Origin of the sequence: Natronobacterium texcoconense (assembly GCF_900104065.1) — an archaeon.
Lineage (GTDB): Archaea > Halobacteriota > Halobacteria > Halobacteriales > Natrialbaceae > Natronobacterium > Natronobacterium texcoconense.
The window spans coordinates 462254-488377 of sequence record NZ_FNLC01000001.1 but is presented as its reverse complement, the minus strand read 5'-3'; the positions used below and the strand labels follow the sequence as shown (position 1 = coordinate 488377).

24 protein-coding genes, 1 tRNA gene and 1 pseudogene are annotated in these 26124 nt (G+C 62.1%); 19 read left to right on the top strand and 7 right to left on the bottom strand.

Features of this window, described 5'->3' with window-relative positions; translation table 11 throughout:
* Positions 1-21: 21 nt before the first annotated feature.
* Positions 22-1242: an ABC transporter substrate-binding protein gene (locus BLR35_RS02570; protein WP_090376910.1), complete on the bottom strand. Its 1221-nt coding sequence runs from the start codon at positions 1240-1242 to the stop codon at positions 22-24.
* 431 nt (positions 1243-1673) lie between these two features.
* On the opposite strand from BLR35_RS02570, the pseudogene BLR35_RS21185 reads away from it, so the two are divergent.
* Both BLR35_RS21185 and BLR35_RS02565 read left to right on the top strand, forming a co-directional pair.
* Positions 1674-1787: pseudogene (locus BLR35_RS21185) on the top strand (DUF3179 domain-containing protein); the annotation flags it as partial.
* Between the two features lie 13 nt (positions 1788-1800).
* On the top strand, positions 1801-2475 hold the full coding sequence (locus BLR35_RS02565) for a DUF3179 domain-containing (seleno)protein (protein ID WP_342027627.1): 675 nt from the start codon (positions 1801-1803) through the stop codon (positions 2473-2475).
* 43 nt (positions 2476-2518) lie between these two features.
* On the opposite strand, the gene BLR35_RS02560 is transcribed toward BLR35_RS02565, so the two are convergent.
* Positions 2519-2755 carry a hypothetical protein gene (locus tag BLR35_RS02560; protein WP_090376907.1) on the bottom strand — a complete coding sequence of 79 codons (237 nt, stop codon included), beginning with the start codon at positions 2753-2755 and terminating at the stop codon, positions 2519-2521.
* 209 nt (positions 2756-2964) lie between these two features.
* Here BLR35_RS02560 and BLR35_RS02555 point away from each other — a divergent pair, with 209 nt between their 5' ends.
* The 9 genes from BLR35_RS02555 to BLR35_RS02515 all read left to right on the top strand — a co-directional run bounded on the left by BLR35_RS02555 (position 2965) and on the right by BLR35_RS02515 (position 9198).
* Positions 2965-3480, top strand: a complete 516-nt coding sequence (locus tag BLR35_RS02555; RefSeq protein ID WP_244510172.1) for a hypothetical protein — start codon at positions 2965-2967, stop codon at positions 3478-3480.
* A 2-nt stretch (positions 3481-3482) separates the two neighbouring features.
* Positions 3483-4064: a DUF7978 family protein gene (locus BLR35_RS02550; protein ID WP_090376901.1), complete on the top strand. Its 582-nt coding sequence runs from the start codon at positions 3483-3485 to the stop codon at positions 4062-4064.
* A 142-nt stretch (positions 4065-4206) separates the two neighbouring features.
* Positions 4207-4590: a NifU family protein gene (locus BLR35_RS02545; RefSeq protein WP_090376898.1), complete on the top strand. Its 384-nt coding sequence runs from the start codon at positions 4207-4209 to the stop codon at positions 4588-4590.
* Between the two features lie 259 nt (positions 4591-4849).
* Positions 4850-5419: an amino acid-binding protein gene (locus BLR35_RS02540; RefSeq protein ID WP_090376894.1), complete on the top strand. Its 570-nt coding sequence runs from the start codon at positions 4850-4852 to the stop codon at positions 5417-5419.
* Positions 5416-6366: a homoserine dehydrogenase gene (locus tag BLR35_RS02535; protein WP_090376892.1), complete on the top strand. Its 951-nt coding sequence runs from the start codon at positions 5416-5418 to the stop codon at positions 6364-6366. Before BLR35_RS02540 ends, BLR35_RS02535 begins: the two co-directional genes overlap by 4 nt.
* 213 nt (positions 6367-6579) lie before the next feature.
* A complete protein-coding gene (gene tuf, locus BLR35_RS02530) occupies positions 6580-7842 on the top strand; it encodes a translation elongation factor EF-1 subunit alpha (RefSeq protein ID WP_090376888.1) in 1263 nt (420 codons plus the stop codon).
* Positions 7843-8151: a 30S ribosomal protein S10 gene (gene rpsJ / locus BLR35_RS02525; protein WP_076581152.1), complete on the top strand. Its 309-nt coding sequence runs from the start codon at positions 7843-7845 to the stop codon at positions 8149-8151. It abuts the gene before it with no gap.
* A gap of 161 nt (positions 8152-8312) precedes the next feature.
* On the top strand, positions 8313-9008 hold the full coding sequence (locus BLR35_RS02520; RefSeq protein WP_090376885.1) for a rhomboid family intramembrane serine protease: 696 nt from the start codon (positions 8313-8315) through the stop codon (positions 9006-9008).
* Between the two features lie 118 nt (positions 9009-9126).
* Positions 9127-9198: transfer RNA gene (locus BLR35_RS02515), tRNA-Ala, on the top strand.
* Positions 9199-9698: 500 nt separating this feature from the next.
* Here BLR35_RS02515 and BLR35_RS02510 read toward each other — a convergent pair.
* Entirely contained in the window at positions 9699-12413 is a 2715-nt protein-coding gene (locus BLR35_RS02510; protein ID WP_244510171.1) for a BGTF surface domain-containing protein, read from the bottom strand.
* A gap of 657 nt (positions 12414-13070) precedes the next feature.
* The gene (locus BLR35_RS02505; protein WP_244510170.1) at positions 13071-13343 is read right to left on the bottom strand and encodes a HalOD1 output domain-containing protein; all 273 of its coding nucleotides are present in this window, start codon (positions 13341-13343) and stop codon (positions 13071-13073) included.
* A 600-nt stretch (positions 13344-13943) separates the two neighbouring features.
* On the opposite strand from BLR35_RS02505, the gene BLR35_RS02500 reads away from it, so the two are divergent.
* Positions 13944-15428: an APC family permease gene (locus BLR35_RS02500; RefSeq protein WP_090376877.1), complete on the top strand. Its 1485-nt coding sequence runs from the start codon at positions 13944-13946 to the stop codon at positions 15426-15428.
* A gap of 74 nt (positions 15429-15502) precedes the next feature.
* Here BLR35_RS02500 and BLR35_RS02495 read toward each other — a convergent pair whose 3' ends face one another.
* Entirely contained in the window at positions 15503-15910 is a 408-nt protein-coding gene (locus tag BLR35_RS02495) for a CBS domain-containing protein (RefSeq protein ID WP_090376874.1), read from the bottom strand.
* Positions 15911-16046: 136 nt separating this feature from the next.
* Between BLR35_RS02495 and BLR35_RS02490 the strand changes: the two genes are divergently transcribed.
* From BLR35_RS02490 to BLR35_RS02465, 6 genes are all read left to right on the top strand, one after another.
* Positions 16047-17693, top strand: coding sequence for a thiamine pyrophosphate-binding protein (locus tag BLR35_RS02490; protein ID WP_090376871.1), 1647 nt, complete (start codon positions 16047-16049; stop codon positions 17691-17693).
* A gap of 96 nt (positions 17694-17789) precedes the next feature.
* On the top strand, positions 17790-19067 hold the full coding sequence (locus tag BLR35_RS02485; protein ID WP_090376868.1) for an MFS transporter: 1278 nt from the start codon (positions 17790-17792) through the stop codon (positions 19065-19067).
* A 106-nt stretch (positions 19068-19173) separates the two neighbouring features.
* Positions 19174-20346, top strand: coding sequence for an MFS transporter (locus BLR35_RS02480; protein WP_090376865.1), 1173 nt, complete (start codon positions 19174-19176; stop codon positions 20344-20346).
* 51 nt (positions 20347-20397) lie between these two features.
* Complete coding sequence (locus BLR35_RS02475; RefSeq protein WP_090376862.1) at positions 20398-21678, top strand: NAD(P)/FAD-dependent oxidoreductase; 1281 nt, start codon at positions 20398-20400, stop codon at positions 21676-21678.
* Between the two features lie 74 nt (positions 21679-21752).
* Positions 21753-22166: an EamA family transporter gene (locus BLR35_RS02470; RefSeq protein WP_090376859.1), complete on the top strand. Its 414-nt coding sequence runs from the start codon at positions 21753-21755 to the stop codon at positions 22164-22166.
* A 47-nt stretch (positions 22167-22213) separates the two neighbouring features.
* Positions 22214-23506, top strand: a complete 1293-nt coding sequence (locus BLR35_RS02465) for an outer membrane protein assembly factor BamB family protein (protein WP_090376856.1) — start codon at positions 22214-22216, stop codon at positions 23504-23506.
* A 4-nt stretch (positions 23507-23510) separates the two neighbouring features.
* On the opposite strand, the gene BLR35_RS02460 is transcribed toward BLR35_RS02465, so the two are convergent.
* Positions 23511-24224: a metallophosphoesterase gene (locus tag BLR35_RS02460; protein ID WP_090376853.1), complete on the bottom strand. Its 714-nt coding sequence runs from the start codon at positions 24222-24224 to the stop codon at positions 23511-23513.
* 7 nt (positions 24225-24231) lie between these two features.
* The gene (gene artA, locus BLR35_RS02455) at positions 24232-25260 is read right to left on the bottom strand and encodes an archaeosortase A (RefSeq protein ID WP_090376850.1); all 1029 of its coding nucleotides are present in this window, start codon (positions 25258-25260) and stop codon (positions 24232-24234) included.
* A gap of 439 nt (positions 25261-25699) precedes the next feature.
* Between artA and BLR35_RS02445 the strand changes: the two genes are divergently transcribed.
* Entirely contained in the window at positions 25700-26110 is a 411-nt protein-coding gene (locus BLR35_RS02445) for a DUF7124 domain-containing protein (RefSeq protein ID WP_090376847.1), read from the top strand.
* The last annotated feature ends 14 nt before the right edge of the window (positions 26111-26124 follow it).

Genomic DNA, 26124 nt, shown 5'->3' with positions numbered 1-26124 from the left:
GGCAGCCGTTGTCGCCCTCCCTCATTCCTCGAAGTCGATCTGATCGACCACCTCGAGTTCGAAGTCGCCGAACTCGAAGATGTCGTAGGTAACCGCTCGCATGTCGCCGTTGTCGTCGAACTCGACGACGCTCGAGGCCCCTTCGTAGGTGATCTCCTCGCCAGCGGCGGCGAGTTCGACCGCTTCGGGGAAGTTCGACGGACCGACCGTCTCGCCGTTCGGGTTCGCCACGGCGCGCATCTCGTCGCGGACGGCGACGCCGTCGTTGTCGCCGGCGCGGACGTTCGCGAGGATCATGACGGCGCTCGCGTCGTAGCCGTGAGCGTTGAAGACGCCCGGACTCCGTCCGTACTCGTCTTCGTAGCTCTCGGCGAACGCGTCGACCTCGGGGCCGTCAGCAGCAGGTGCGGTCCCCAGCACGTTGTCCATCGGATTGTCGACGCTCTCGGGAAGATCGTCTTCGATCAACCCGTCGGTGACGATCACGGGCAGGTCGGGGTCGAAGCCCGCGTAGAAGTCCCGGAAAATCTGAATACCGCTGACCGGGAACGCGATCACCAGCAGGAAGTCCGGGTCGTCCGCGAGTACGCTCTCGAGGACGGACGTGTACGACGGCTGTTCCGGTTCGAACGCCTCCGTACCCGTGATCTCCCCGCCGAGTTCCTCGAACCTGTCTTCGAACACGCCCGAGAGCGCGACGCCGTAGGCGTCGTTCAGATGGAGCGACGCGCCCTGCTCCCAGCCTCGTTCTTCGAACGCGACTTCAGCGATGACGTCGCCCTGTAACGCGTCGCTCGGCGCCGTTCGGAAGACGAAGTCGTCGTCCGCGAGGTCCGTGATGTCCGGACTCGTGCTCGCGGGCGAACACATGACGACCTGATTCGGGGTCGCGACCTCCTGTGCGACCGGGATCGTGACGTCTGACGCTGCCGCACCCGTAAACATTGGATAACCGGCGTCGACGAGCGACTGTGCGGCGCTAATTCCCGCTTCGGAGAGCGTCTGGGTGTCTTCGCGCTGAACGTCGACCGTAAACTCGCTTCCTGCGTCGGCAAGTTCCCGACCCGGAAGTTCGGCCCCGTCCGCGATCGGCGTCCCCAGTTCGCCCAGGTCGCCCGATTCCGGTTGGACAATTCCCAGCATTACCTCGCGACCTTCCTGCGCACCGATGCGTCCCGTGAGCGACAGCGCACCCACACCACCGATTCCCGCCAGTACACCGCGTCGGCTGATTCGAACCATGGAGGTCGTGCCACACCTGCTGTAAAAGCTTTCACACTTCGTTCTAGGAGTGATTCAGAGATTGTCGACGAACCATCGAAGCTAATGGCGGATTGCATCGACGGTGGGGCACGACAGCAATTCGACGGCATTCTGGCCACGAGACCGCGAGGAACGGATCGAGACGGACAGAGTAATAGCGGCCCGCGGTTATCGAACGAGGATTAGTAACTAATGACGCGTTGAACGGATGACCGAGTCGATCGGCGTCGTTTTCGGATTGGGTAATTCCACCTCCTGAACGGGTTCAGGGAAGGCGTGCTGACGCGACCGTTGGAAATGAGCCTTTGTTCGGGATGAAGAGACGTGAATCACCGTTATCGACTGAGTCACGACAGGCAGGAAACCGTTTCCACCACGTTCAGTAGCCGCGGTCTCGAACGTCGACTACCGTGAACGTCCGCCAGGTCATCCCGAAAGATGCGATACCGAGCATCGACGAGCCGACCTTCGGCTCGGAACACGTGGGCGAACCGACCGACGACGTAATCGTCCTCGAGTCGTCGCCGCCGAAGGCGTATCCGATCCGGATTCTCGACTACCACGAGATCGTCAACGACGTCCTCTGGAGCCTGTATCGCCGGCGACCTCGAGGGCGAACGGCTGGCGGTCCGGGCGGCCACGACGACGACCTGGGCGGCCTTCCGCGAGCGGTATCCCGACGGTCTCGTGCTCCAGCCCGTCGAAGACGCGGCGAGCGAGGCTGCAAGCGACGACGACGAACCCGCCGAGATCGACTACGACGACCGCCCGTACGCGGACTACTTCGACGCCGACGGGTTCGGGCTGGCAGCCCACCGGGGCGCAGACGAGACGCGGGAGTGGGGACTTGACCTCGAGCCAAAGACCGTTGTTCTCGGCCTCGAGACCGGTGGCGACGCGCTCGGGTTCCCGCTACCGCGCGTGGAGGCCGCCGGTGGTGTCGTCTACGAGACCGTCGGCGATGTCGACGTCGTCGCGTTCGCGACCGATGGCGGGTTGCACGCATTCGAGAATCCGGGGTACGAGTTCGAACAAGCTGGAGGTAGCGAGGAGGGCGACACGGAACGCTTCGGCTTCCGCGCCGACGGCACCGTCTGGGACGGTGTGACCGGCGACGCGGCCGACGGACGTGAACTCGAGCGTCTGCCAGCGCGTCGGCTGTTCGCGTTCACGTGGCGGGACGACCACGGGGCGGACGCGTTCTACAGTTGACCGTCCACCGTCCGTGCCGGCCGAATCGTCGTTTTGCCGACGATCAGCAGGCACAGTGTCCCGACTCGGGATGCCGCTCCAGTCGCATCGACTCGCCGCAGTCGGGACACGATCGCTCGTCGTCAAGTTCCTCTTTCGAGACGGGAATCCGGACCGAACAGTCGTCACACCAGTACGCGCCTGCGATTCTCGAGTCCGAATCGGTGGCCATACGCGAGTTCGAAGCCGCGCTGGACTCGAGCAGCCGTGCAGCGTTACGGAGCGAGTCGAGGAGCCCCATACTTGTACTACGGTATCAATACACAAATTCGTAACTGAGTCGTGTACGGCCAGCACGACGCCGCGTCGGATCGAACGTGTCGCCGATAAACGGTTTTAAAACGTAATCAAACGGGAGAAATCAACGTTGACGACCATCTGATTATTAGGGGTGATGGCCCCCAGACCCAGACGCGTATGACCTACGACCGCTCTGAATACCCTGCACCGATGGACCACGATACGGTCCGAACAGTCGGAAAGCTCCTGATCGCGACACTGTCAGCGATACTGCTGCTCTCGCTGATCTCCGTTCTCCCGGGCGTCGATCGCGTAATTCCCGGGACGCCGGTCACCTTCGTCGGCGTCGTCGGTGCGATCGTGACGGTCGCAATCGTCGCCCTTCTGCTGTATCTCGCACCCGCACTCGCGTCGCTGCTCCGGTCGGCCCTCGAGGGGCCGCCGGCAGTCGTCGACGACATCGCCTCAATCGTCCAGTTGCTCGTCGTCTTTCTCGCAGTGATAGTTGCCCACCGAGGACTCGCACCGCTTTTCGTTCCGTTGCTCGGCGACGCGGGCTGGACGTACGACGTCGTCTTCCTCGCGATCGCGTTACCGCCACTGGCGATCCTCGCGGCGCGGTTGTACGTCTCGCTCGAGCCGATCTCGGAACTCCTGGCCGAGCGAGTTACTCGCGGCGACGAACGCGACGAGCAAGCCGGTATCGACGGGACAGGAGGTGAGTAACCGTGACGAACGCGGCTTCCGACCGACTTCCCTACCTCGAGGGTGCGGTCGCCGGAATCCTGGCGTGGCTCGTCGGATATACCTCGACCTTCCTGGTCGTTGCGGGCGATATTCGGGAATCTCCACTTCATCGGTTCGTCGAGGCGTTCGACGGAGGGGCTGCGACCTACGAAATGGTCGGCTGGGTGTTCTACAACGCCCACCAGGTCGAGACGCTGTTCAGTGACCTGCCACTGGTCGGCAGCCACGTGACGACGTTCATCGGTGGTGAGAACGGGTTCACTGTCGCCCTGTACGCGGTTCCGGCAGGCCTCTTGCTCGCAGCCGGTATCGGCCTCGCTAGCTACCGACGACCGTCGACGCCGACCGACGGACTGCTCGTGGGGCTTACGGCACTGCCCGGTTACCTCCTGTTGACCGTCGCTGGCGTCTTCCTCTTCGAGGTTACCGTCGGCGGAGCGAGCGGTTCGCCGGACACGCTTCCCGCAATCGGCCTCGCCGGACTCGTCTACCCTGCCGTCTTCGCAGGGGCCGGCGGGGTCCTCGGAACGATCCTCGACCGGAGACTGAGCGGAAAACGGTAAACTCGAGCGAACGGCCACCGATCTCCATCTTTTACTACAGATCGTGTCGGTGAAGCCGGCGGTGGACAGTAAACGTGTATTATTAACCACGAACGTTTTGTCGAACCAAACCTATTCCCCGCTCGAGTGTGTACGAGGAGTGATGACTGAATCCGACGTCGATACCGACGCCGACGCGGAGGGGGAACTGCGCGAACGCGTCGAGAAGTGGCTCAGCCGGGAGATGCCGATTATCCAGATGCACGGGGGGACCAGCGCGGTTCGAAAGGCCGACCCCGAGGGCGGCGAGGTCGTGATCGAACTCGGCGGCGGGTGCAAGGGGTGTTCGGTCAGCGACGTAACGACGGGAAACATCAAGGCAGAACTCATCAAGTGGCCCGAAATCGACGAAGTAACGGTCCGAGTTCCGGATGCTCGCGATAGCCTCGGCGGACCGGATCAGCCCGAATCGATCATGGGTATCGATCGAACCGAAGGTGGGCGGGGTGACTGGGGGTCGTCGAATCCGGGCAAAGATCACCTCTAGGCTGAATTCATTATCTCTATTTTGTGTTTCCCGTACGCGCGAGCGTTCGGTCTCACCGCCCTCACCACCAACACCGTCTTCGACCATCACCGAGATACAATCCGGGCGAGTGCGACGAACCCACCAACCGACCGTAACCTGTATGGTCCACGTTGGCAGGGTTGGTGAGTTTTGGGAACGACTATATCCTTTTACGGCCCAAATTCGGAGCCATACACAATGAGGACGTGTAGACGCTCACGAACAGGAGGTGACGGCGATGGCTGACGAAAGCAGCGATCGAGGAACTGACGCTGAAACGGAGGCCGACGGCGGCGTCCGCGCGTACACCGTCCGCCTCGAGCTCGTCGACGAACCCGGCGAACTGCTCCGGGCGCTCGCTCCAATCGCGGACAACGGTGGCAATCTCCTGAGTATTCACCACGAGCGTGGCAACATCACACCCCGTGGGCATATCCCAGTCGAGGTGGACCTGGAGTGTCCGCCCGATCGGTTCGACGACGTCGTCGAGGCGCTTCGCGACGCCGGCGTCAACGTCATCCAGGCCGGTGCCGAACACTACGGCGAAGAAATCAGCGTCGTTCTGGTCGGCCAACTCGTCGAAAACGGCCTCTCCGAGACGCTCACCCGAATCGAAGACGAGGCAAGCGCCGCTGTCCTCGACCTCTCGCTTGCCGCTCCCGACGGAACCGACGCCGTCTCGAGCGCACGGGTTCGACTCGCGATCGACTCGGGCCGATCCGAGGAGGCACTGACCGCGATTCGGTCGATCGGCGACGAGAAGGAACTCACCGTCGTCGAACCCCTGATCGGAGGTGACACTGCATGAAACTCGCGATCCTCGGTGCCGGTGACGTCGGCCGCTCGGTCGCCGACCTCGCCAGCGAGTACGGACACGAGGTCGTCGCGCTCGCGGACTCGACGACTGCGGCGGTCGATTCCGACGGTATCGACACTCGGGAAGCTATCGACCGAAAGGTCAGTGGCGACGACCTCGGGCCAGCCGATCCCGACGACGTCTTCGAAACCGAGTACGACGTCCTCGTCGAGGCAACCCCGACGACGCTCGACGACGCCCAGCCTGGCTTCTCGCACGCCGAACGCGCGCTCGAGGACGACCGACACGTCGTCCTGGCGAACAAAGGCCCCGTCGCCGAACGGTACGAGGAACTGCGCGAACTCGAGGCTGACAGCGCGGGTTCGGTCCGATTCGAGGCCACCGTCGGCGGCGCTATCCCCGTGCTCTCGACGATCGAAGACGAGACGCCACAGGCGGTCACCGCCGTTCGTGGCGTGCTCAACGGGACCGCGAACTTCATCCTCACGCGGATGGCAGCCGAAGGGCTCGACTACGAGCACGTCCTCGCGGAAGCACAGGACCTTGGCGTCGCCGAGGCCGACCCCACCTTCGACGTCGACGGCACCGACGCCGCACTGAAGTTCGTCATCCTCGCGAACGTGCTCGCCGACGGCGGCTTCTCGCTAGAGGATGCCACCGTCGACGGAATCGAAGACGTCCCCGGGAGCGCGCTCGAACTCGCCGCCGAAGACGGCCGAACGATCCGCCTCATCGGCGAAGCGACCCGCGACGGCGTCCGCGTCGGTCCGCGACTCGTCCCCGAAAACGGCGCACTCGCGGTCACTGGCACCCGAAACATCGTCCAGATCGAGACCCGACACGCCGGCTCCCTCCACTCGAGCGGCCGCGGTGCGGGCGGTCCAGAGACGGCGACCGCAGTCCTCTCCGACGTCGGTCGGCTTCCACCGCTCGAATAAGGATACGCACGCGATTTCGGACCCGGTTCGTCTCACCGCTCGAGAGCGCACCACGTCGCCGATCGATAACGACCCGTCGTCATGCACGTTCCGTGTGTACGAGACACAAACCGCAAGACGGCGACGGGGTGAATCGAATACGCTTTCGAAATGGTTTTAACCGCAACGAGCGAAAGAGACCGATATAAGCGCCTCTGCGCGTGAGCTACAACAATGAGCGAACAACACCAGAACCTGGCCATCATCGGTCACGTTGACCACGGGAAGAGTACGCTCGTGGGACGACTCCTCTACGAGACGGGGAGCGTACCCGAGCACGTCATCGAACAGCACCGCGAGGAAGCCGAGGAGAAAGGCAAGGGCGGATTCGAGTTCGCCTACGTCATGGACAACCTCGCCGAAGAGCGAGAGCGTGGTGTCACCATCGACATCGCCCACCAGGAGTTCTCCACCGACGAGTACGACTTCACCATCGTCGACTGTCCTGGTCACCGCGACTTCGTCAAGAACATGATCACTGGCGCGAGCCAGGCCGACAACGCCGTCCTCGTCGTCGCTGCTGACGACGGCGTCGCACCCCAGACACAGGAGCACGTCTTCCTGGCTCGCACCCTGGGTATCGACGAACTCATCATCGGCGTCAACAAGATGGACGTCGTCGACTACAAGGAGTCGACGTACGACGAGGTCGTCGAAGAAGTCGAGCAGCTGCTCAAGCAGGTCCAGTTCAACACCGACGACGCCTCGTTCATTCCGATCTCGGCGTTCGAAGGCGACAACATCGCCGAGCGCTCCGACAACACCGACTGGTACGACGGCGAGATCCTCCTCGAGGCCCTCAACGCCCTGCCGGAGCCGGAGCCGCCGACGGACGCGTCGCTCCGACTCCCCATCCAGGACGTTTACACGATCTCCGGTATCGGTACCGTCCCCGTCGGACGTATCGAAACCGGTGTCATGAACATTGGCGACGACGTCGTCTTCCAGCCATCCGACGTCGGTGGCGAGGTCAAGACGATCGAGATGCACCACGAAGAGGTGCCGAAAGCAGAGCCCGGTGACAACGTCGGATTCAACGTCCGCGGCATCGGCAAGGACGACATCCGCCGTGGTGACGTCTGTGGTCCGGCCGACGACCCGCCAAAGGTTGCCGAAACCTTCCAGGCTCAGATCGTCGTCATGCAGCACCCCTCGGTCATCACCTCGGGATACACGCCGGTCTTCCACGCCCACACGTCCCAGGTCGCGTGTACGATCGAATCCATCGACAAGAAGATGGACCCCTCGAGCGGCGAGGTCGCCGAGGAGAACCCCGACTTCATCCAGTCGGGCGACGCTGCTGTGGTCACCATCCGACCACAGAAGCCCCTCAGCATCGAGCCGTCCAGCGAGATCCCCGAACTCGGGAGCTTCGCGATCCGCGACATGGGTCAGACCATCGCGGCCGGGAAGGTCCTCGAGGTCAACGAGAAATAAATGCAGCAGGCACGCGTTCGACTCGCGGGCACGAGTCCAGACGACCTCGACGACATCTGCGACGACGTCCGCGAGATCGCGAACAACACCGGCGTCAACCTCAGCGGTCCGATCCCGCTGCCGACCAAGACCCTCGAGGTACCGGCGCGGAAGTCGCCTGACGGCGAAGGCACCGCGACGTGGGAGCACTGGGAGATGCGCGTCCACAAGCGCCTGATCGATCTGGACGCCGACGAACGCGCACTCCGACAGCTCATGCGCATTCAGGTGCCAAACGACGTTTCGATCGAGATCGTCCTCGAAGACTAGATCCGATCGCCGTTCGCCGATTCAACTTTTTCACGTTTTCTACACCAGTAGCCACAGCCATCACCTCCGTATCTTTCCCCTACTCGAGAAACCCCCCGCTTCCTCCGGGCTGACCTGCGTAAGCCGTGTAGACTTTTGTTTCTCGACACCTCAGTACGTGTATGTCAAACGGGAACCGAAACCGTCCGCGGACGCGGTCGCCGTCGGACGCAACCCCCAACTCGAGACCCGAGCGCGGGGCCGGCGCGACCGGAAACACTGCTGGATCCGGGAGCCCTATCCTCGAGGTGCTCGCCGTTTTTCTCGTCGTCTTTTTACTGCAACGGATCGCTGCGCTTCTGGGAGTAATGACGGGGCTATTCGTCCTCACGCCGCCGCTGGCGGCGAACCCGTGGACGATCGTAACGAGCGTCTACGCCCACGACGGACTCGCCCATCTTCTCTCGAACAGTCTCGCACTGGTCCTCTTCGGCTGGGCCGTCGCACGGGCGACGACTCGACTACGATTCCACGTGTTTTTCGTGACGATGGGAGCATTCGCCGGAATCGCCCAGATCGTCGTGACCGGAGCGGCAGCAGCGATGCCACTGATCCCTGCGACGCCGACCGACGGCGTACTGGGAGCCAGTGGAGCCGTCTTCGCACTACTTGGATATCTCGCCGCTTCGAACCGACTCTCCGCCGGTTTCGCGTCCGCCATCGAGATACCACGGTGGACCACGATCCTCGTATTCGCGGGACTTGCAATCGCAGTCACGCTCGCGACCGCAGCGCCCGGCGTCGCACTGATCGCCCACTTCACCGGGTTCTTCCTCGGATTGATTGCAGGGCGCGCTCGAGTGTTGCAGGTGGGATAAAGACAGCCGATCGATCGTGTGAAGCTTCGAAGCGAGCGGAAAGGTCGCGTGGTGGCCTCTCACGACCTGCCCGCGAAACACAAGCTACAAATAGAGACGCCGGGTTAGAAACGGGTGCGGGCTCGTAGATCAGTGGTAGATCGCTTCCTTCGCAAGGAAGAGGCCTCGGGTTCAAATCCCGACGAGTCCACTATTCTGCGCCGCGAGCAAATCCGCGAGCGGCGCGAATCGTCGTCGAAGTCGGATTTGAAGCCCTGGAAGTCGCAGCGCGAGCGGGGCGCGATTCGGAACGAAGTGAGAACCGCGATGCGAACGGCGAAGCCGTGAGCGTAGCGAGCGACCGTCTTCCTATGGTTCAAATCCCGACGAGTCCACTTCTTCACATCGCTTCGCTCGTTCAGTTGAGGACTCTCCGTAGTCACACTCGCTTCGCTCGCGTGACTCCCGACGAGTCCACTATTCTGCGCCGCGAGCAAATCCGCGAGCGGCGCGAAGAAGTGGACTCGATGGGATGTCGTAAATCAGCATCCTCGATACCGATAGCCACTCTCAGGTCTCTTCACGAGCGAGACTTTGGAATAGTCACGACTGGTACAGTGGCGATAACTCGTCAGGTATCGGGTCATTTCTCGTCGAAAGAAAAGCGAAATGCGGCGAAACTGAAATCCGAAGTGAACCGGATTCAGTCAGTTAGTCCTGGCGGCGCAGCGCCAGCATGGCGGCTGCCAGCAGGGCAACGACTGCGACTGCAACGCCGAGACCGGGCGTCTCGTCTGCGTCGTCGTCATCGTCGTCATCGTCGTCCGTGCTGTCGTCGTCATCGTCGTCGACAGCCTCTTCTTCGACGTTCAGGACGCCACTGTCTTCGTTGTCACCAGCAGTGACTTCCCAGCTGATGTCAGCTTCTTCGGACGTGTCGAAGTCGAAGCTATCGCTCCACTCCTCGTCGGGGTCGAGCGTAGTGCTATCGTCCTTGACGTCCTCACCGTCGATCGTGACGGTGATGTTAACGTCGTCAGCAGCACCGCCGTCGTTGCTGACGGTCACGTCGAGTGCAGCAGCGTCACCGACCTCGACCTCACCAGGTGCGTTGGCGTGGAGGTTGATCAGTGGTTCCTCAGCGTCTACGAGGACAGCATCGACCTTGTCCTCGAGTTTGTCGTTGTCGTAATCGTAGCTGCTTCGGTCGTCGTGGTAGGCCCCGAGCTCGAACTCGATGCCTGGGTCCTGATCGCTGAAGTCGTACGTAGCGGTGAAGGTGCCACCTTCTTCGACGATGGCGTCAGCAGCTTCGGTGAAGTTACCGGCCGAACGCGCATCGGTGCTGATCTCACTACCGGGCGCAGTGGTGGTCGTACCACTCACTTCAGCGTCCTCGGCATTTGGCACCTCTTCAACCGTGTGGTCCCACTCGACGACCGGTTCGACGATCTCGAACTCAGTCTCGATCTCGACTTCGTCGTCTTCGTCAGCGATGTACGGACTATCCTCAGTGACCTCGTAAGTCAGGTCGTACTCGCCAAGTTCGAGTTCCTCGTCGATGACGTCTTCGTCGTACTCGAGCTGGAGCACGAGATCTCCGTCGTAGTGCTCGAGGTCAGTGTAGACGGCGCTGACGTTGATCTGGTGGACGTCGTCATCGCCGTCAGCATCAGTCTCGTTGATCGTCCAGGTCTGCGCGTCGACGTTCGGACCGGGGTCCTGTTCGACGAGCGAGATGTCGATGTGGCCATCAGCGAGTTCGTCGGCGACCGTGTTCTCACTCTGGAGGACACCGGAGAGACCGAAGTCCTCGAGCGTCACGAGGAGAGCGTCGCCGTCAGCGACTTCCGACTGCTCGGTGACGGTCGTCTCGTTGAAGTCGTCGTAGTCGTCGAGACTCGAGTCGATCGGTGCGATCGAGGTGGTCACGTCAGTGACCGGGGTTCGCTCGTGTACGGAGAAGAACTCCGTGTCGGTCTCGGGGTCAACGACAGGAGTTGCGTCCGACTCGTTGAGTCCCTGTCCGGCGAACATGGTGTAGTCGTGGACGCCGAGTGCTCCGTCGAACGTTGCGTTTGCGTACTTTTCATCATCAATCAGACCAATCTCGTCGTCGTAGTCGGGGTGAACCCGCCACGATTCCTCGTCGTCGGGATTGTTGGCGTTGAACTGGATAACCGCCTCGTCGACGTTGTGATCTTCGGCCTCGAACTCTACAGCGGCCTGGAAGTACGTCTCGTCGTACTCGCTGATCTGGACAGCGCCTCCTTCAGCGTACTCGAGATCGAGTTTGATGTCGATCACGTCACCGACTTCACCGGAAGATTGCTCGGCGAAGTCGACGGACTCGTCAGCGTCGACGACTTCGATCGTGGCGTTGTCCCACGCGAGCGAGTCGGTGGTTTCGAACTCGAACTCGTACTCACCGGCGTCGACACCGTCGAAGTTGACGTAGAACTCCGACGTGTTGTCGTTGACGTTGAGGTTCTTGAGCGTCAGGACGTCGTCCGTGTAGTGGTCGGCGTCACCGGGGTAGGAATCTTCGTCGTGGTCGACGAACATCTCATAGAGATCCTCGCCGTCGAAGTCTTCGCTGGTGACGTTGATGTACTGTTCTTCGCGCTCCGAGTCGAATTTGATCTCGGCCTCACCGTCCTCGGTGACGGTGTTTCGCTGGAAGTCGACGTCGAGGTCTTCTTCGTCAGTCCAGAATTCAGCGCCGTGGAAGTCACTGGGGTGCTCCCACCCTTCGTCATCTTCGTCGATGTAGAAGTGATACGCTTCGCCGGGCTCGAGATCAGCAGTCTCGAACGTACCCCATGCCGTGGTGAGGTCGTCGTGTTCGTCTGCGTCGTGGATTTCGATCGACGTTTCGTGAGTTGGATCGCTAAGGCTGGCCGGACCTTCGTATAGGATGACGGAGCTTACGTCATGCTCTCCTTCGAACTCGTCATCCGTGATCGTGATTTCCTGACCGATGTAAGCGGGACTATCTGCATCACCGTCCCATACAGGACCAGCATCGTCGTAGTCCTGCTCGAATTCACCATCACCGGTGTTGAAGGTGGTTACTGCGTAGTCAGCCTGCTCAGAGTGCTCGTCGTCTTCGTAGACGACGACAGTGACGTCATCGCCGTCATCGAGTCCATCAGTATCGACGGTGAGTTTCACGGACGCCGTGGCCTCATCCTCGTCTTCATCACCCTCGAGGGCTACGTCTTCATCGGCAAGTTCGGCGTCGTCTTCGTCTTCAGCAGTGACGTAGACGGTTACGTTTTCCCCATCATCTAATTCGCCGTTGGTAAGGTTCGCTTCGATATTCCCGTCTTCGTCTATTTCTTCAGTGATCTCTACCGTCGTATTATCTGCTGCCACTGCCGTGCCCGCGAACGCGGCGGACATTGCAACGACAGACACGACCATAATCGCGGCTAGAAACACTGCACGTGCTTTCTCGCGATATGGAGGTTCGCGTGTCATGTATTATTTTGTTGGGTTAGTTTCGATCGGGTTGATTAGCAGCCGATTCACCGAGCGGCAACCGTTGTCGGCACATCCAACGCATCGTCGATCAGGGCGACTCTGGTTCCGGGTAGGGGTAGCCGGATCATTCAGGGATTCCTGAATAAAATTTTCGATGAAGAGTCAGTAAATGTGTCATTATCGGCTTGGAATGGAAGATGGAAAATCGGTCAAAGAGACGTTTCAGCAAATAATAACGAATTCGTCGTCGGACCGAATGTGGAGATTAACCGGCTGTTAGGTGGGTGAAACTCGAGAAAACACTCCCCTCCTCTCGTAACCCAGTAAGCTAGCGGTTTTTGCACCACATCCCGACTTCGATCGGATCGCTACGAGGTCCGTCACGGCATAACAGACTCGGATTGCTAGTACCCAGAGGAGGCGGATACAAAGGAGTGTGTCACCGAAAGCCAGTCTACAGCAACTATCACCACTGGACGACGGGTATTCGAATCAGGTGTCGACGAGCAATCGACCGTCAGTGACCGACCGGGGCGAGACAATTACGAGCGAATCTGTTCCGCAGCTGTTTCCGGGACGAGTACATCTTCGCACTCGTTACGCCGTCTCCTTCGTCGGTTCGGCTGTCGGAGCACGGTCCCTGATAGTAATCTCGGACGAGTTATCGACGTGAATCGTGTATCCTTTGTACGTAAACTCGACCGACGGAAGTATTCGATCGGCACCGGACGACCGAAACATCGCGTCGAGTGCATCGGTGTCGATAGCGTCGTGGAGTGGCGGGTGGAGGTCTTCGACACGAGTTCCCTCGTACGCGGCGACTTCTTCCGCAATCTCGAAACTGATCGGGTTCTCCGATGGCATGCTCATCGCTGCCAGATTCTTACCTATAAAGTAGGGGGACCCTTTACTGACGTGCGTCTGTCAACCGTCAGACGGACGGACGCAACTTCGGTACTGGCTCCACTACACGCGAGCCAGCGACTGCCCGGCCGGAAAGTAGTATGCACACGTGGGCGGACTCTGTGCCTACCTGAAGACGCTGGTAGAAATCCGACGAAAACGGATTAGAGGCACTATATCACTTGGTACGCTGGTTTTGTCACTCCGCATCTCGAAAAGAGGTCTCACAGCAGTGGTGTGTCAGAGGCACGCAGTCTCGTGAGACCAGTCTACGCTTCTCAGTTTAGACTATTTATTGTTCTGGCCGACGTTTAGCATCATTCACACTAACGGCGATCGTGTTGCCACAAATGTAAACCCTATTCCGACAGTTAACTCTCGAACGTCCGGCGTCAATTCGAACGACAACGAGTCAGTTCCAGTCCCGAGTCGGCCCGAATCTACATCAGAAACCTGAACAGACATATTCTGGGCGTTCTGTTATATATGGAAGTCAATTCATATAACGATGGTAAGTAAAACACCATATTAATTAACTATGGTTCCCATAACGAGATGTGATACGCTGTGACGGAAGACGAATTTAAACTGATTACGGAAGCGGTGGGACCGCTCGGGGCGATCGTGTTGCTGGTTGGAACTGCACTCGGGATGAGTATCTTCCTGGTGCCAACGCAGATGGCTGCGGAGGCCGGTCCAAGCATCACGATCGCGATCCTGATATCGATCGTTCCGATGGTGTTTGGGGTGTTGCAACTGTTACAACTCGGCGGTGCGATTCCCGTCGCTGGAGGTGCATACGTTTACGGTTCGCGACTGGTCGGACCTTTCTGGGGATTCCTGAACGTGTTACTTCCAGTCGTGGCTGTGTGGGCGTATCTCCTGTTCGCAGCGCTGGGATTTGCCCAGTACTTGCCCGTCTTCATCGAGGTGCTCCCGATCGACGTCGGGGTCAACACCGTGCTGACGGTGTGGGCCGTACTCGGAGCATTCCTCGTGATCAACTACGTCGGGATCCGGATCACGACGAAGGTACAGATCGCGCTCGTCGGCGTTCTGATCGCCGGCATGGTAACGTTCATCCTCGGTGGAGCCGCCTCGTTCGACGCCGGTAACTTCGATCCGCTTTTCCCGGCCGGCGAAGGTGAGCCGTTCGAGGAAGGGCTCACACCCTTCTTCCTGGCTATCGTGTTGCTCTATATCCCGTTCCAGGGATTCGCGATGATCATCGAGATCGGTGAAGAACTCGAGAATCCCGTCAAGAATATTCCGCGAGTCCTGGCCGTGGGGATGGCGTTCGTCTCCGTGATGTCCGTTGCGATCGTCGTCGCGCTCGTTGGCGGTGCGTCCTGGCGTGGCGCAGTCGATCCCGAAACGGGCGGTCCGGTCGAGGGCGGACTCGCGGCCGTCGGTGCCGAGTTCGGGACGTTACCCGATCTGGCACTGGTGTTCATCGCGCTGGCGGCGCTGGTCGCCGCGGTGACGACGGTAAACACGCTCTATACGTCGTACTCGCGGACGATTATGCGCGCCTCACGCGACGAACTCTTGCCAGGCTACTTCGCGGCGATTCACGACCGGTTCGGGACGCCGCATCGATCGGTTATCCTCATGGGGATTCCGCCCATCGTCGCAGCACCGTTCGTTGGGATCTTCGACGGACTAACCGCAGTCGAGTTCCTCGACTGGCTCGTCGTACTCATCGTCACCGGGATCTTCCTCTCGTTTATGATCAGCGGCGTCGCGCTGTGGAACCTGCCACGAGTGTTCCCGCAACGCTACGAACACTCGTTCTACAGGCTGCCACTTCCCGTCCTCAAGTTCGTCGCCGTCGGGAACGTCGTCATCTCGTTCGTCTTCATGGTACTCGTCGCTGCCAGCGCTCCATCGGCGCTCGTCGTCATGCTGTCTATCGTACTGGTCGCGTCACTTGGATACGCCTACCGCGTTCGGGTGGCTGACCGGAATGGGTTCGACCTCGAGGAAAAGATGTCCCTGCTACACAAACACGAGAAAGTTGGCGGCTCCGATACTGCTGGCGACGGCGACTGATCGAACGCGATCGGAGCCTGGTTCGGCGCGGGTCCCCCGGCGTTTTCTCTCGCTACTGACTCGATTGCCGACCGTTACTCCTCGGGGCTTGGCGACTGGAGCCGCGAGAGGTACGACGCCAGGTCGGTCGTCGTGACGATACCGATCGCACCTTCGTCCTCGTCGACGATAGGGACGTGTTTGAACCCGTGTTCGATCATCAGGTCCGCGACGTCGCGGATACTGTCCTGGGCCGACGCCGTGACGATGTCCGTGCTCATGTACCGTTCGACGGTCGTCTCGGCTTTGGGGCGGCTCTGGGCGACGATATCGACGAAATCGGTCGACGTCAGGATTCCCTCGAGTCCGCCGTCTTCGTCGACGACGAGAACCGAACTGATTCCGTTCTCGAGCAGCACCTGTGCGGCGTCTTCGACGAGCGTGTCTCGCCGTACCGTGTGAAGTGACGACGACATAACTCGTGCCACGAAAATGTCTTCCATACAGCAAGATAGCGGGTAGTCCTATTAAGGATTGCCGAACCGGAACCCGTACCGAACCGTGTGCCGGTATCCGCACGGTAGTTTCGGCGTCAGTATGGTCCGTATCTTTTAGGCTCCCGTCTCTCGATGTTCCCGTATGCGAGTCAGCGAGGCGGTCATCGATCGGCTGGTAGACGGGGGAATCGAGACGCTGTTTGGCATCCCCGGCAAGCAGACGTTGCCGCTGAACGAGGCGATCAGCGAGCGCGACGACGTCGAGTTCGTGATGGCACGCCACGAGACGGCCGTCTCCCACCAGGCGTGGGGGTACGCCGAGACCAGCGGTGAGATGGCCGCGACCGTCGTCATCCCGGGTCCGGGCGACATGAACGCGATGAACGGCCTGAAGAACGCGAAAAACGACTGTACGCCGATTGTTCACATCGCAGTCGAGACCGAACCCGAAATACGAGGCGGTGACGGCATCCACGAGACGCCGACGGATACCTACGACAACGTCGTCAAGGAGAATATCACGGTCGAAACGCCACACAGTACGATCGCCGAACTCGAGCGGGCGATTCGGATCGCTCGAACGGCACCGAAGGGTCCGGTCCGGATCGGGATCCCGAAGAACTTCCTCCCGATGGACGTGCCGCTGGCCGAACCCGGCGAGAGCGAGACGACGTCGGTTGGCGACGCTCCCGAAGCGAAGGTTTCGGAGGCCGCCGCGCTCCTCGCGGACGCCACTGCACCGATCGTCATCGCGGGCGGGGGCGTCCGCGCGTCCGACGCGAGCGACGAACTACGGGCCGTAGCGGAACGTCTCGAGACACCGGTGATCACGACCTACAAGGGCAAAGGTGTCTTCCCCGACGATCACGAACTGTCCGCGGGCACTCTCTGTGGGGGAAGCGGGACGGCCATCAAGGAGTGTATCGCCGAGGCCGACGCCGCACTAGGCGTCGGGACCGACTTCGACGCGGTGACGACGAAAAACTGGTCGATCGACGTGCCAGCGGATCTCGTTCACGTTACGCTCGAGGCGTCCGACGTCGGGACGGGGTACGAGCCGACAGTGTCGATCGTTGCCGACGCGGGAGAGACGCTGTCGGCACTCGAGAGCGAACTCGTGGACTGTGAGATTCGAAACGAGACTGGTGTCGAACGCGCGCGACGAACGCAGGATGCCATCGCGGATCGCCTGTCGGAACTGGCTGCGGTCGAAGAACCACCGTTGACATCCGTCAGCGCGATCGAGGCGCTCCGGGAGGCGATCCCACGAGACGGCGTCGTCGCCGTCGACGCAGGTGGGTTCCGGCTGTGGACACTGGTTGCGTTCGATGCCTACGCGCCACGCGATTACGTCAACCCCGGGTCGTGGGCGACGATGGGGACCGGCGTCCCGTCGGCGATCGGTGCGGCCGTCGCCAACCCGGACCAGGACGTCGTCGCGATCACCGGCGACGGCGGACTCATGATGTGCGTCCACGAACTCCACACGATCGCCGAGGAAGAACTCGATATCACTGTCGTCGTCCTCGACAACAACGATTACGCGATCATCAGCGAGGAAGCCGAGCGCAGCTATCGGATGGATGCCGGCGAGTACGGCTGGGGAGCGACGCCGATCGACTTCCAGTCGGTTGCAGGCGGGATGGGGGTCGAGACGAAACGGGCCGAGACGCCGGCCGAAATCATCGAGACCGTCGGCGAGGCGGTCGAAACCGACGGGCCGACGTTCGTGGAGATTCCGACCGACCCTTACGAACCACAGGCGAGCGTCTGGATGAACGAACCGTGAGGAAGTCCGGTACTCTCAATCTTTGCCGGTAGAAGCGGTCCACGGGCCTGAACTTAGCAATCGTTATCTGAGAGGCACCCTGTCTGTCGATCACATATGAGTACGGAGCAGACGGGTGGGATGACCGAAAACGACAGGTCCATCACGGGATTCGTGATGATCTCGCACGCGGTCGTTCACACCTACGAGCTCTCGATTCCGATCCTGATGGTCATCTGGATCGGCGAGTTCGGCCTGACGACGGCGGTCCTCGGGACTGCCGTCGCGGTCGGCTACGGGCTGTTCGGTATCGGCGCGCTCCCGGCCGGCGTTCTCGTCGATCGGTTCGGTTCGCGGGAACTCGTCCTCGCCTGTCTCGCCGGAATGGGTGGCTCGTTCCTCCTGTTGAGCGCAGCCCAGGGAATCGTGACGATCACGCTCGCGCTCTGTATCTGGGGGATCGCGGCGAGTATCTACCACCCCGCCGGACTCTCGCTGATCTCGACCGGCGTCGAACAGCGAGGAACCGGCTTCGCCTACCACGGGATGGCCGGCAACTTCGGGATCGCGTTCGGCCCGCTGCTGACGGCGGTGTTGCTGTTGTTCTTCGACTGGCGACTCGTCACTGCCCTGCTCGTCCTCCCGGCCGTGATCGCGATCGCCTACGCCGTCACCGCAAGTTTCGACGAGACTGCCGCCGTCGAAACCGACGGCGGACTCGAGGACGAAGAAAACGACAGTCCGAGCTCGCTGTCCGCGTTCATCACCGACAGCCGTGCGCTGTTTACGCTCGGGTTCACGCTCGCGATGGTCGTTGTGATGATGAACGGCCTGTTCTACCGCGGAACGTTGACCTTCCTGCCCGACGTCCTGAGCGACTTCCTGCCGGACGTGGCCGCACAACTGCAGCTATTCGATCCGGACAGTCCGATGGCAGAAGAGTTCGATCCTGCGTCGTACCTCTATGCCGGCCTGCTGATGGTCGGTATGGGCGGCCAGTACGTCGGTGGGAAACTGACTGACCGGATCCCGACCGAGACCGGTCTCGCGGTCATCTTCGGATCACTCGCCGTCGTCGCCGTTCTATTCGTTCCCGCAGCCCAGGCCGGGACGACGACGCTTCTGCTCGTCAGCGCGGTACTCGGCTTCCTGCTTTTCTCCCTGCAGCCGATGTACCAGGCGACGATCGCCGAGTACAGTCCCCCCGGCGACCGGGGCCTCTCCTACGGCTACACCTACCTCGTCGTCTTCGGCATCGGCGCGACCGGCGCGGCCATCGCCGGCTACCTGCTCGAGGTGACCTCGATCAGGGGGACGTTCACGATCCTCGCGGCGTTCCCGCTCCTGGGAGCGTCGTTCGCAATCCTGCTGTACCGGTACGGCGAACGACGCTGACGACGTAAATATCACTACTTTCTTGACTATCTCGCGTGACTGACGATCGAACACGCCGTCCTCGAGTCCAGTCGGCTCGAGGCGGCACGAGGGAAAGTCATCGATGATGCGCTGGCGCTACCGAAATACCGTCCTCCTGCTGTGTACGCTCGCGTTCTTCGTGGTGATGTTCGGACGACTCGCGATCAGTCCGGTCGTCCCCGAGATCACCGGAGAGTTCGACGTCTCGAACGCCGTCATCGGGGCCGCGCTGACGGGGATGTGGCTCGCCTACGGACTGACGCAGTACCCGAGCGGCGTGATCGGTGACCGGTTCGGCGAGCGAAAGACCATCCTGGTCGCGGTCGGCGGAACCGCGGCCGCGAGCCTCTTTATCGCGCTCGCACCGGCGTTCCCGGCCTTCGTCGTCGCGACGCTCGTTCTCGGAGCCGTCGCGGGCCTGCACTACAGCGTCGCGACGACGCTTCTCTCACGGATCCACGACAACGTCGGCACCGCGATCGGAATACACAATTCGGGCGCGACGGTCGCTGGCCTGGTCGCCCCCATCGTCGTCGCGTGGGTGGGTGTCACCTACGGCTGGCGGCCGGCGATCGCGCTCACCGTCGCCGTCGGCGTCCCCTCGTTCGTCCTCATCTATCTCTTCGTCCGGCCGACGGAACCCCAGCGACCCGACGAATCGATGCGCGACCGAATCGAACTCGAGTCGGTCCTCGAGTTGCTCTCCCGTCCCGTGATCGCATTTAGCCTGTTCATCGCGATCGTCGGTGAGTTCGTCTGGCAGGGTGTAGCGTCGTTCCTGCCGGTCTTCTTGATGGCACATCACGAGTACTCGCCGACGCTCGCGGCGACCGGCTTTTCCGCCTACTTCGTCGCTCAGGGGATCGCTCAGGTCGGCGTCGGCGTCGTCTCGGACCGGTTCGGCCAGGATCGGGCGACTGCCGGCTGTCTGCTCGCCGGCGCAGTCGGGATCGGCCTGCTGATCACCGGTCAGGGACTCGTCGCCGTGGCGGTCGGCCTGGCCCTGCTCGGGATCGCGATGAGCTTCGAGGCCGCGCTGTTGCCGCGGTTCCTGACCGTTCTCGGCGACGCCGAACGCGGGGCCGGCTTCGGCCTCGTCAGAACCGTCTACCTCGTCACGGCGTCGTCCGGATCGGTTGTGGTCGGCCTCGTCGCGGACGTCTTCGGCTGGGGCGTCTCCTTCGCCCTCCTCGGCGGCTTGCTCGTGCTCGCGTTCCTGGCGCTCGTCGTGAACTGGGCGTTCGATCTCGAGTTGTAACGTTGCGTGGTTTGGTCCACGATTTTATATCGTCGACACCAACTCTCGGCCATGCAGTCGACTTCGCGCGCGATCGTCGTCGGTGGCGGACTCGCTGGACTCGTCGCAACACGGCATCTCGCAGGTGCCGGCCTCGAGGTCACGCTTCTCGAACGGGCGGAGACGGTCGGTGGCCGCGTCCGGACGGTCGAACGGAACGGCTTCCGGTTCGATCGCGGGTTCCAGGTGCTTTTTACCGACTATCCAGCAGTGAAGCGGGAACTGGACCTCGACGACCTCGATCTCCGTCGGTTCTCGCCGGGAGCGACGATCGCCCGGCCGAACCACCGCTCGACGCTTTCGGATCCGCTCCGGGAGCCGAGTGCGCTGGGAGCGACGCTTTTCAACCCCGACGTCTCCCTCTCGGACAAACTTCGCGTCGCACGCCTCCAGTGGACGCTTCGACGAACCGATCTCGAGGAGATATTCCGCGGCTCCGACGAGTCGATCGACTCCTACCTTCGCGATCGAGGGTTCTCGGATCGGTTCCTCGAGAACTTCGTCGAACCCTTCTACGGCGGGATCACGCTCGATCGGTCGCTGTCGACCTCGAAGCGAGTCTTCGAGTACACGTTCCGGACGCTCGCGACGGGATCGATCGCGGTTCCGGCCGAGGGAATGGGTGCGATTCCGGCACAACTGGCCGACCGCGTACGGGACGAGGGAGCGACAATCCAAACGGGCGACGAGGTCGAGTCGGTCTCGACCGTCGACGACTCGAGTGTGACGGTACGGGCCAGCAACGGCGAACACGAGGCCGACGCGGTCGTCGTCGCGACTGACCCGCCGACCGCCCGCGACCTCACCGGCGTGGACGCGATCCCGACCGACGGCCGTGGCTGTGTCACCCAGTACTACACCCTCCCCGAACGGGTCGAACTCGAGACCGGCAAGCGACTCCTGCTGAACGCCGGCGACGACGGGCCGAACCAGATCGTCCCCCACAGCGAGGTTGCCCCCGAGTACGCACCCGACGATCGAATCCTGCTCAGCGGAACCTACCTCGGCGAGCCCGACGCCGACGACGAGGAACTGGCCGACCGGAGTCGATCGGCTCTCGAGTCGTGGTATCCCCAACGCTCTCTCGACGGATTCGAGCACGTCCACACCGAACGCGTCCCGTTCGCCCAGTTCGACCAGCCACCGGGTATCCACGACGACCTGCCCGGTACCCGCGATCCGGACGGTCCGGTCTACCTGGCCGGCGACTACACCCACTGGTCGTCGATCCAGGGTGCGATGGAAAGCGGGCAGGAGGCGGCGAAGGCCGTACTCGAGGATCTCTCCCGATAATCGCCAGAAGTGTTGGGACGTGAAGGGTTCTCGAGAGCGAGAGTCTTTTCTGCACGAACGCACAGCCGTGTCCTGTGACCAGCATCTCGATCGTACTCGCAGTCGGTGCGTTGCTCCTGTTTGGCGGCTGGGCAGTAGCGGCAGGCGTCGCGACGCGGTCGCTCACGCCGGTCAACGCGGTGTTGCTCTCGTACGTGGCGAGTCTCGGGATCGTCGGCAGCTACGTACTCGCGACGCGACGGCCCATCGTCGGCAGTCGAGTCGACGTCGTGTTCGCGTTGCTGTCGGGTGCCTTTCTCGCGGTCGGAACGATCAGTTTCTACGCCGGACTTACGCACGGCAACATGGCGATCGTGTCGGCGATCGCGGCGCTTTATTTCGTTATCCCCGCGATCGTCGGCGTTCTCTACTTCGACGCCGCGCTCACGCCGACGAACGTCGTCGGACTGTTGCTCGCCGTGATCGCGGTCGTCCTCGTCGCGTCCTGATCGGTAATCGCTGTCCTTTTTTCTTGCCAATCAGTTTGCAAGACGTAATGCCCTCCAGACGAGCCGTCCTCGCTACGCTGGCTGCCGGCGGTCTCGGAACGATAGCCGGCTGTCTCGGTGACGAAGATCCAGTTACGGGACGTTGGCCACGTGCGGGATACGACGATACCAACACTGGCTTCGTACCCGAGAGCGACGGGCCTGGCTCCTCGCTCACGACGTCGTGGCGAGCCGACGTTCCTCGAGGAAACGCGTACGTGCATTCCACACCCGTACTGGTCGACGAACGGCTGTACGTCTGCCATCCAGCAGTCGAAGACGACGGCTCACAGCACGTCGTCGTCCGCGTCCTCGACGCTGCTACCGGTGAGACGCTCGAGAGGTTCACCGTGACGGAGTACGACGAGTCGACATCCGAATTTCTCTACCGCGACTCGCTGGTCGCCGCCGACGGCTCGCTGTCCGTCCTCGCATTCGACGGCCTCCACAGTTTCACGCTCGAGGGCGACCGCCGCTGGCACTGTCCGATAGACGGCGTTCCGAACGGCAGTAATCTCGTCTCGGGACAGCCAGTCGTCGCCGGTGACACCGTCTTCGTCTCGACGGCATCGATCACTCGAGGCACGGAGACGTCGGAGGGAGTGTACGCTGTCGACGACGAGACTGGCGACGTCCGCTGGCGGTACGACGTCCCAGATTCGCTGGAGTACGGCTGGACGTACTCACCTGCAGTCACGGACGACACCGTCTACGTCTCGTTGCTGGGCGAACGCGTCGTCGCACTCGAGGCTGCCACGGGCGAACTCGAGTGGGAGACCGACGTTCCGGCGACGGGCCCGCCGACCGTCGCCGATGGCCGTGTGTTCGTCCCCGGAGAGACCGACGACGACCGACTCTCGTTCGTCGCTGCGCTGGACGCGGCGACTGGCGACGAACGCTGGCGGCGGACGGGCGACGGGGACCGATCCGGGCGACAACTCGCCGTCGCCGACGGGACCGTCTACGCCCGCGAGGGACTCGAGGCCTTCGTCGCTCGCGACGCCGAAACCGGCGAGCAGCGGTGGCGACAGTCCGAATCCGGCTATCCAACCGGGACACGACCCGTAGTCACCGACGACCTGCTGTACGTCGGTACCGGCGGCGGACGGGACAGGCAAAACGGCGTGGCCGTTCTCGATCCCGACACGGGCGAGGAACTCGAGTTTGCGTCGATCCAGTCGAACGTGACCGAACGAGCACCGTTCGCGGTGGCCGACGACCGGCTCTTCGTCTCTGCACTGGGCGAAGTCGTAGCACTCGAGCCGTGTACACGCGAGATTGCAGGGCGCTGTCTCTACTGACGATTCACAGCAACCGCCGACACTCTCCGAGCGGCGGAAACCACAGCGTCTCCTCGCTCTCTTCGTCCCGGACTGCCGGATAGAAGGCGTCGGCGTCTCCCGCGAGCGGCGTCTGGAAGTCTCGAGCGGACATCCCGTTGACCGTCGCGCCGCCAGCGAGTCGGGTAAACGCCGGGAGCACGAGCACGTCCGCGCCATCGTAGACGCCGGGGCCGTAGAGAACACAGGGGAGTTTCCGGCCGTCGACCGACAGGGCCGGATGGTCGTGGCCGACGACGTACCTCTCGGCGTCGATTTCTGGCGGTTCGTGACCGTGACAGACGACCGTCTCGCCGTCGGACAGACGGTACTCGTCGGCCGTCTCGCCGTCGAAAACGTCCTCGAGCATCGTGTCGTGGTTCCCCGGCGTCACGACGAGGTCGGCGTCTCGGTCGTCGACTGTCGCCTCGAGTGCCTCGAGGTCTCGTTCGACGCCGCGTGGCACGCGATCGAACGAGTGTAACAGGTCGCCGGCGACGACGACAGTCGCGGCATCGGTGCGCTCGAGCAGGTCAGCGAGTCGCTGGCGTACGTCCTCGCCGTCGTCGATCGGTGCGTCGACGCTCGAGGCGACGGCTCGGCCGAGATGGAGGTCGGCGATCACGAGCGCGTCGGCGTCGGGGAAGAAGGCGGCCCGCTCGAGGGCGGAGAACGGAACGTAGACGTCTGTGGTCGTCACGGTCGGGTCAATCGGCGGAGACGCCCGAACTGGGTTGCTCGGGTCGATACTCCTCTTTGCCGAGCGCCTCGAAGAGGTCGTAGTCGGTACCCGAGAGGATGTAGAGCACCTCCTCGAGTGGCGCGAGTATCTCGGGGAGGATCTTGACGATGAGGTAGGTGATCCCGATCAGCGCGACGACGGACAGCGACTGGGAGATGTAGTTGTGTGCGACGAGATAGGAGACGCGGTTTGCCTCGGCTCCCATGTAGGTCGTCATGAACGAGACGAGCCAGTCCTGCTGGAACCAGCCCCACGGCGAGGCCAATCCGATGAAGACGTTGCGCGAGAGGTTGAGGAACCAGATGACGCCGATCGCGAGCGCGAAGGCCGTCAGTTTGCGTTTGATCGGGGCCGAGACGGACGCGATCAGGCCGCCGAAGATGGCCATACTCCCCAGGCCCGTACAGGCCATGATGATGTAGGTCGTCCGCCCGGTGACCGTCTCGTCGGGGTCGAAGTCGAAGCGACTCTCGTAGCCGTTGGCACCCTCACTGAGGCCTGGACTGTGACCGAGCAGTTCCATTCCGTAGTGAGTCTGGGCCGCGGTCGTCTCGATCAACCACGCACGAACGAACGGGATCGTCTCGGCCGGCAAGTAGATCAGACCCATGAACGCGACTGCCTTGGTGAGCAAGAGCAACGACTGCCGGCCCGCAAAGAGGAGATACCCCGTGTAGGCACACAGCGGGAGCGCAGCCAGTGCCAGCACCGTCTGCAGCGGGCTCTGTACTTCGCCGTAGTAGTACGGCACCATCGTAAGCCAGAAGACGCCGAAAAGCACCCAGGCAGCGGCTCCGAGCCGACGGGCTACGTCGGACTCACCGCGCCACTGGAAGAGCAAGGCGGCGAAGAACGAACCGATCGAGATCCAGGCGAGTGCGTCCGCCAGCCCGACGCTGCCGACCATCGCGGGAGCGAACGCGGCCACGCCGGTCGACTCGAGGGCGACGATTTCGCTCGAGTCGACGACAGGTGCGGCGAGAGCGGACGGCATGTTCAGCTAATCCGACGGACTCTCGCGCTATCAACCTGACGCCTCGTCCGCGTCGGCCGAAAATCGCACTCCACCGCGAAACCCTCGAGACAGGTGACGTCAGTTAGTGCCAATACACACTGTAGCGAAACTGTCGAACAGTGACCTCTGCGGCCAGCATCTGACGGTACGACGCCAGGTCGATCGATCCGACCGCGACCGTTCGTCACGTCGACCAACTCGAGACCGACGCTTTCGAGGAGTTCATCGAGGTAGTCGAGGCAGAGAACGCGGTTCCCGCCAGCGAAACGAGCCTCGAGGAAGGAACCGTCGCCGTCTTCACCGACTACTTCCTGGTCGACAGCAGTTGAACTGCAGAAACGGCGCTTTCTCCACGTCGAGCCGTCCCACGAAGGGGCGTATCGAAGCCGTTTTCCCCGGTGCGAGCGTTCGATCCCGTATGAACGGCGACACGGACATGACCCTGGCGTTCGAACTCGAGGCACTGCAGGAACTCGCCTCGCCCGAGAGCGTCTTCGAGGACGCCAGAGGATGGACCGAGTACATCGGCGTCGTTTCCGAGAAACCGACCTACGTCGTGACGAACTTCACGCGCAAAAACCGCGTCCGACAGGACTTTTTCTCCGGTCCCCGTGGCAAACGCGAGAGTCTCGAGGGCGTCAAAGACCAGTTCGAGACCGAACGGTACGTCTACATTGGGGTCGACGAGGAGGACGAACAACTCGCCGAGGAGGTCGACTGGGAGTATCTCCCCCTCGAGGACGCGGCCGAGGCCGCCGACTGGGTCGTCGCGACACACACGGAGCAAGACGAGGACGACGCCGAACAGGTCAGAGACGACTGGCCATAGACGAACTGCTTCCT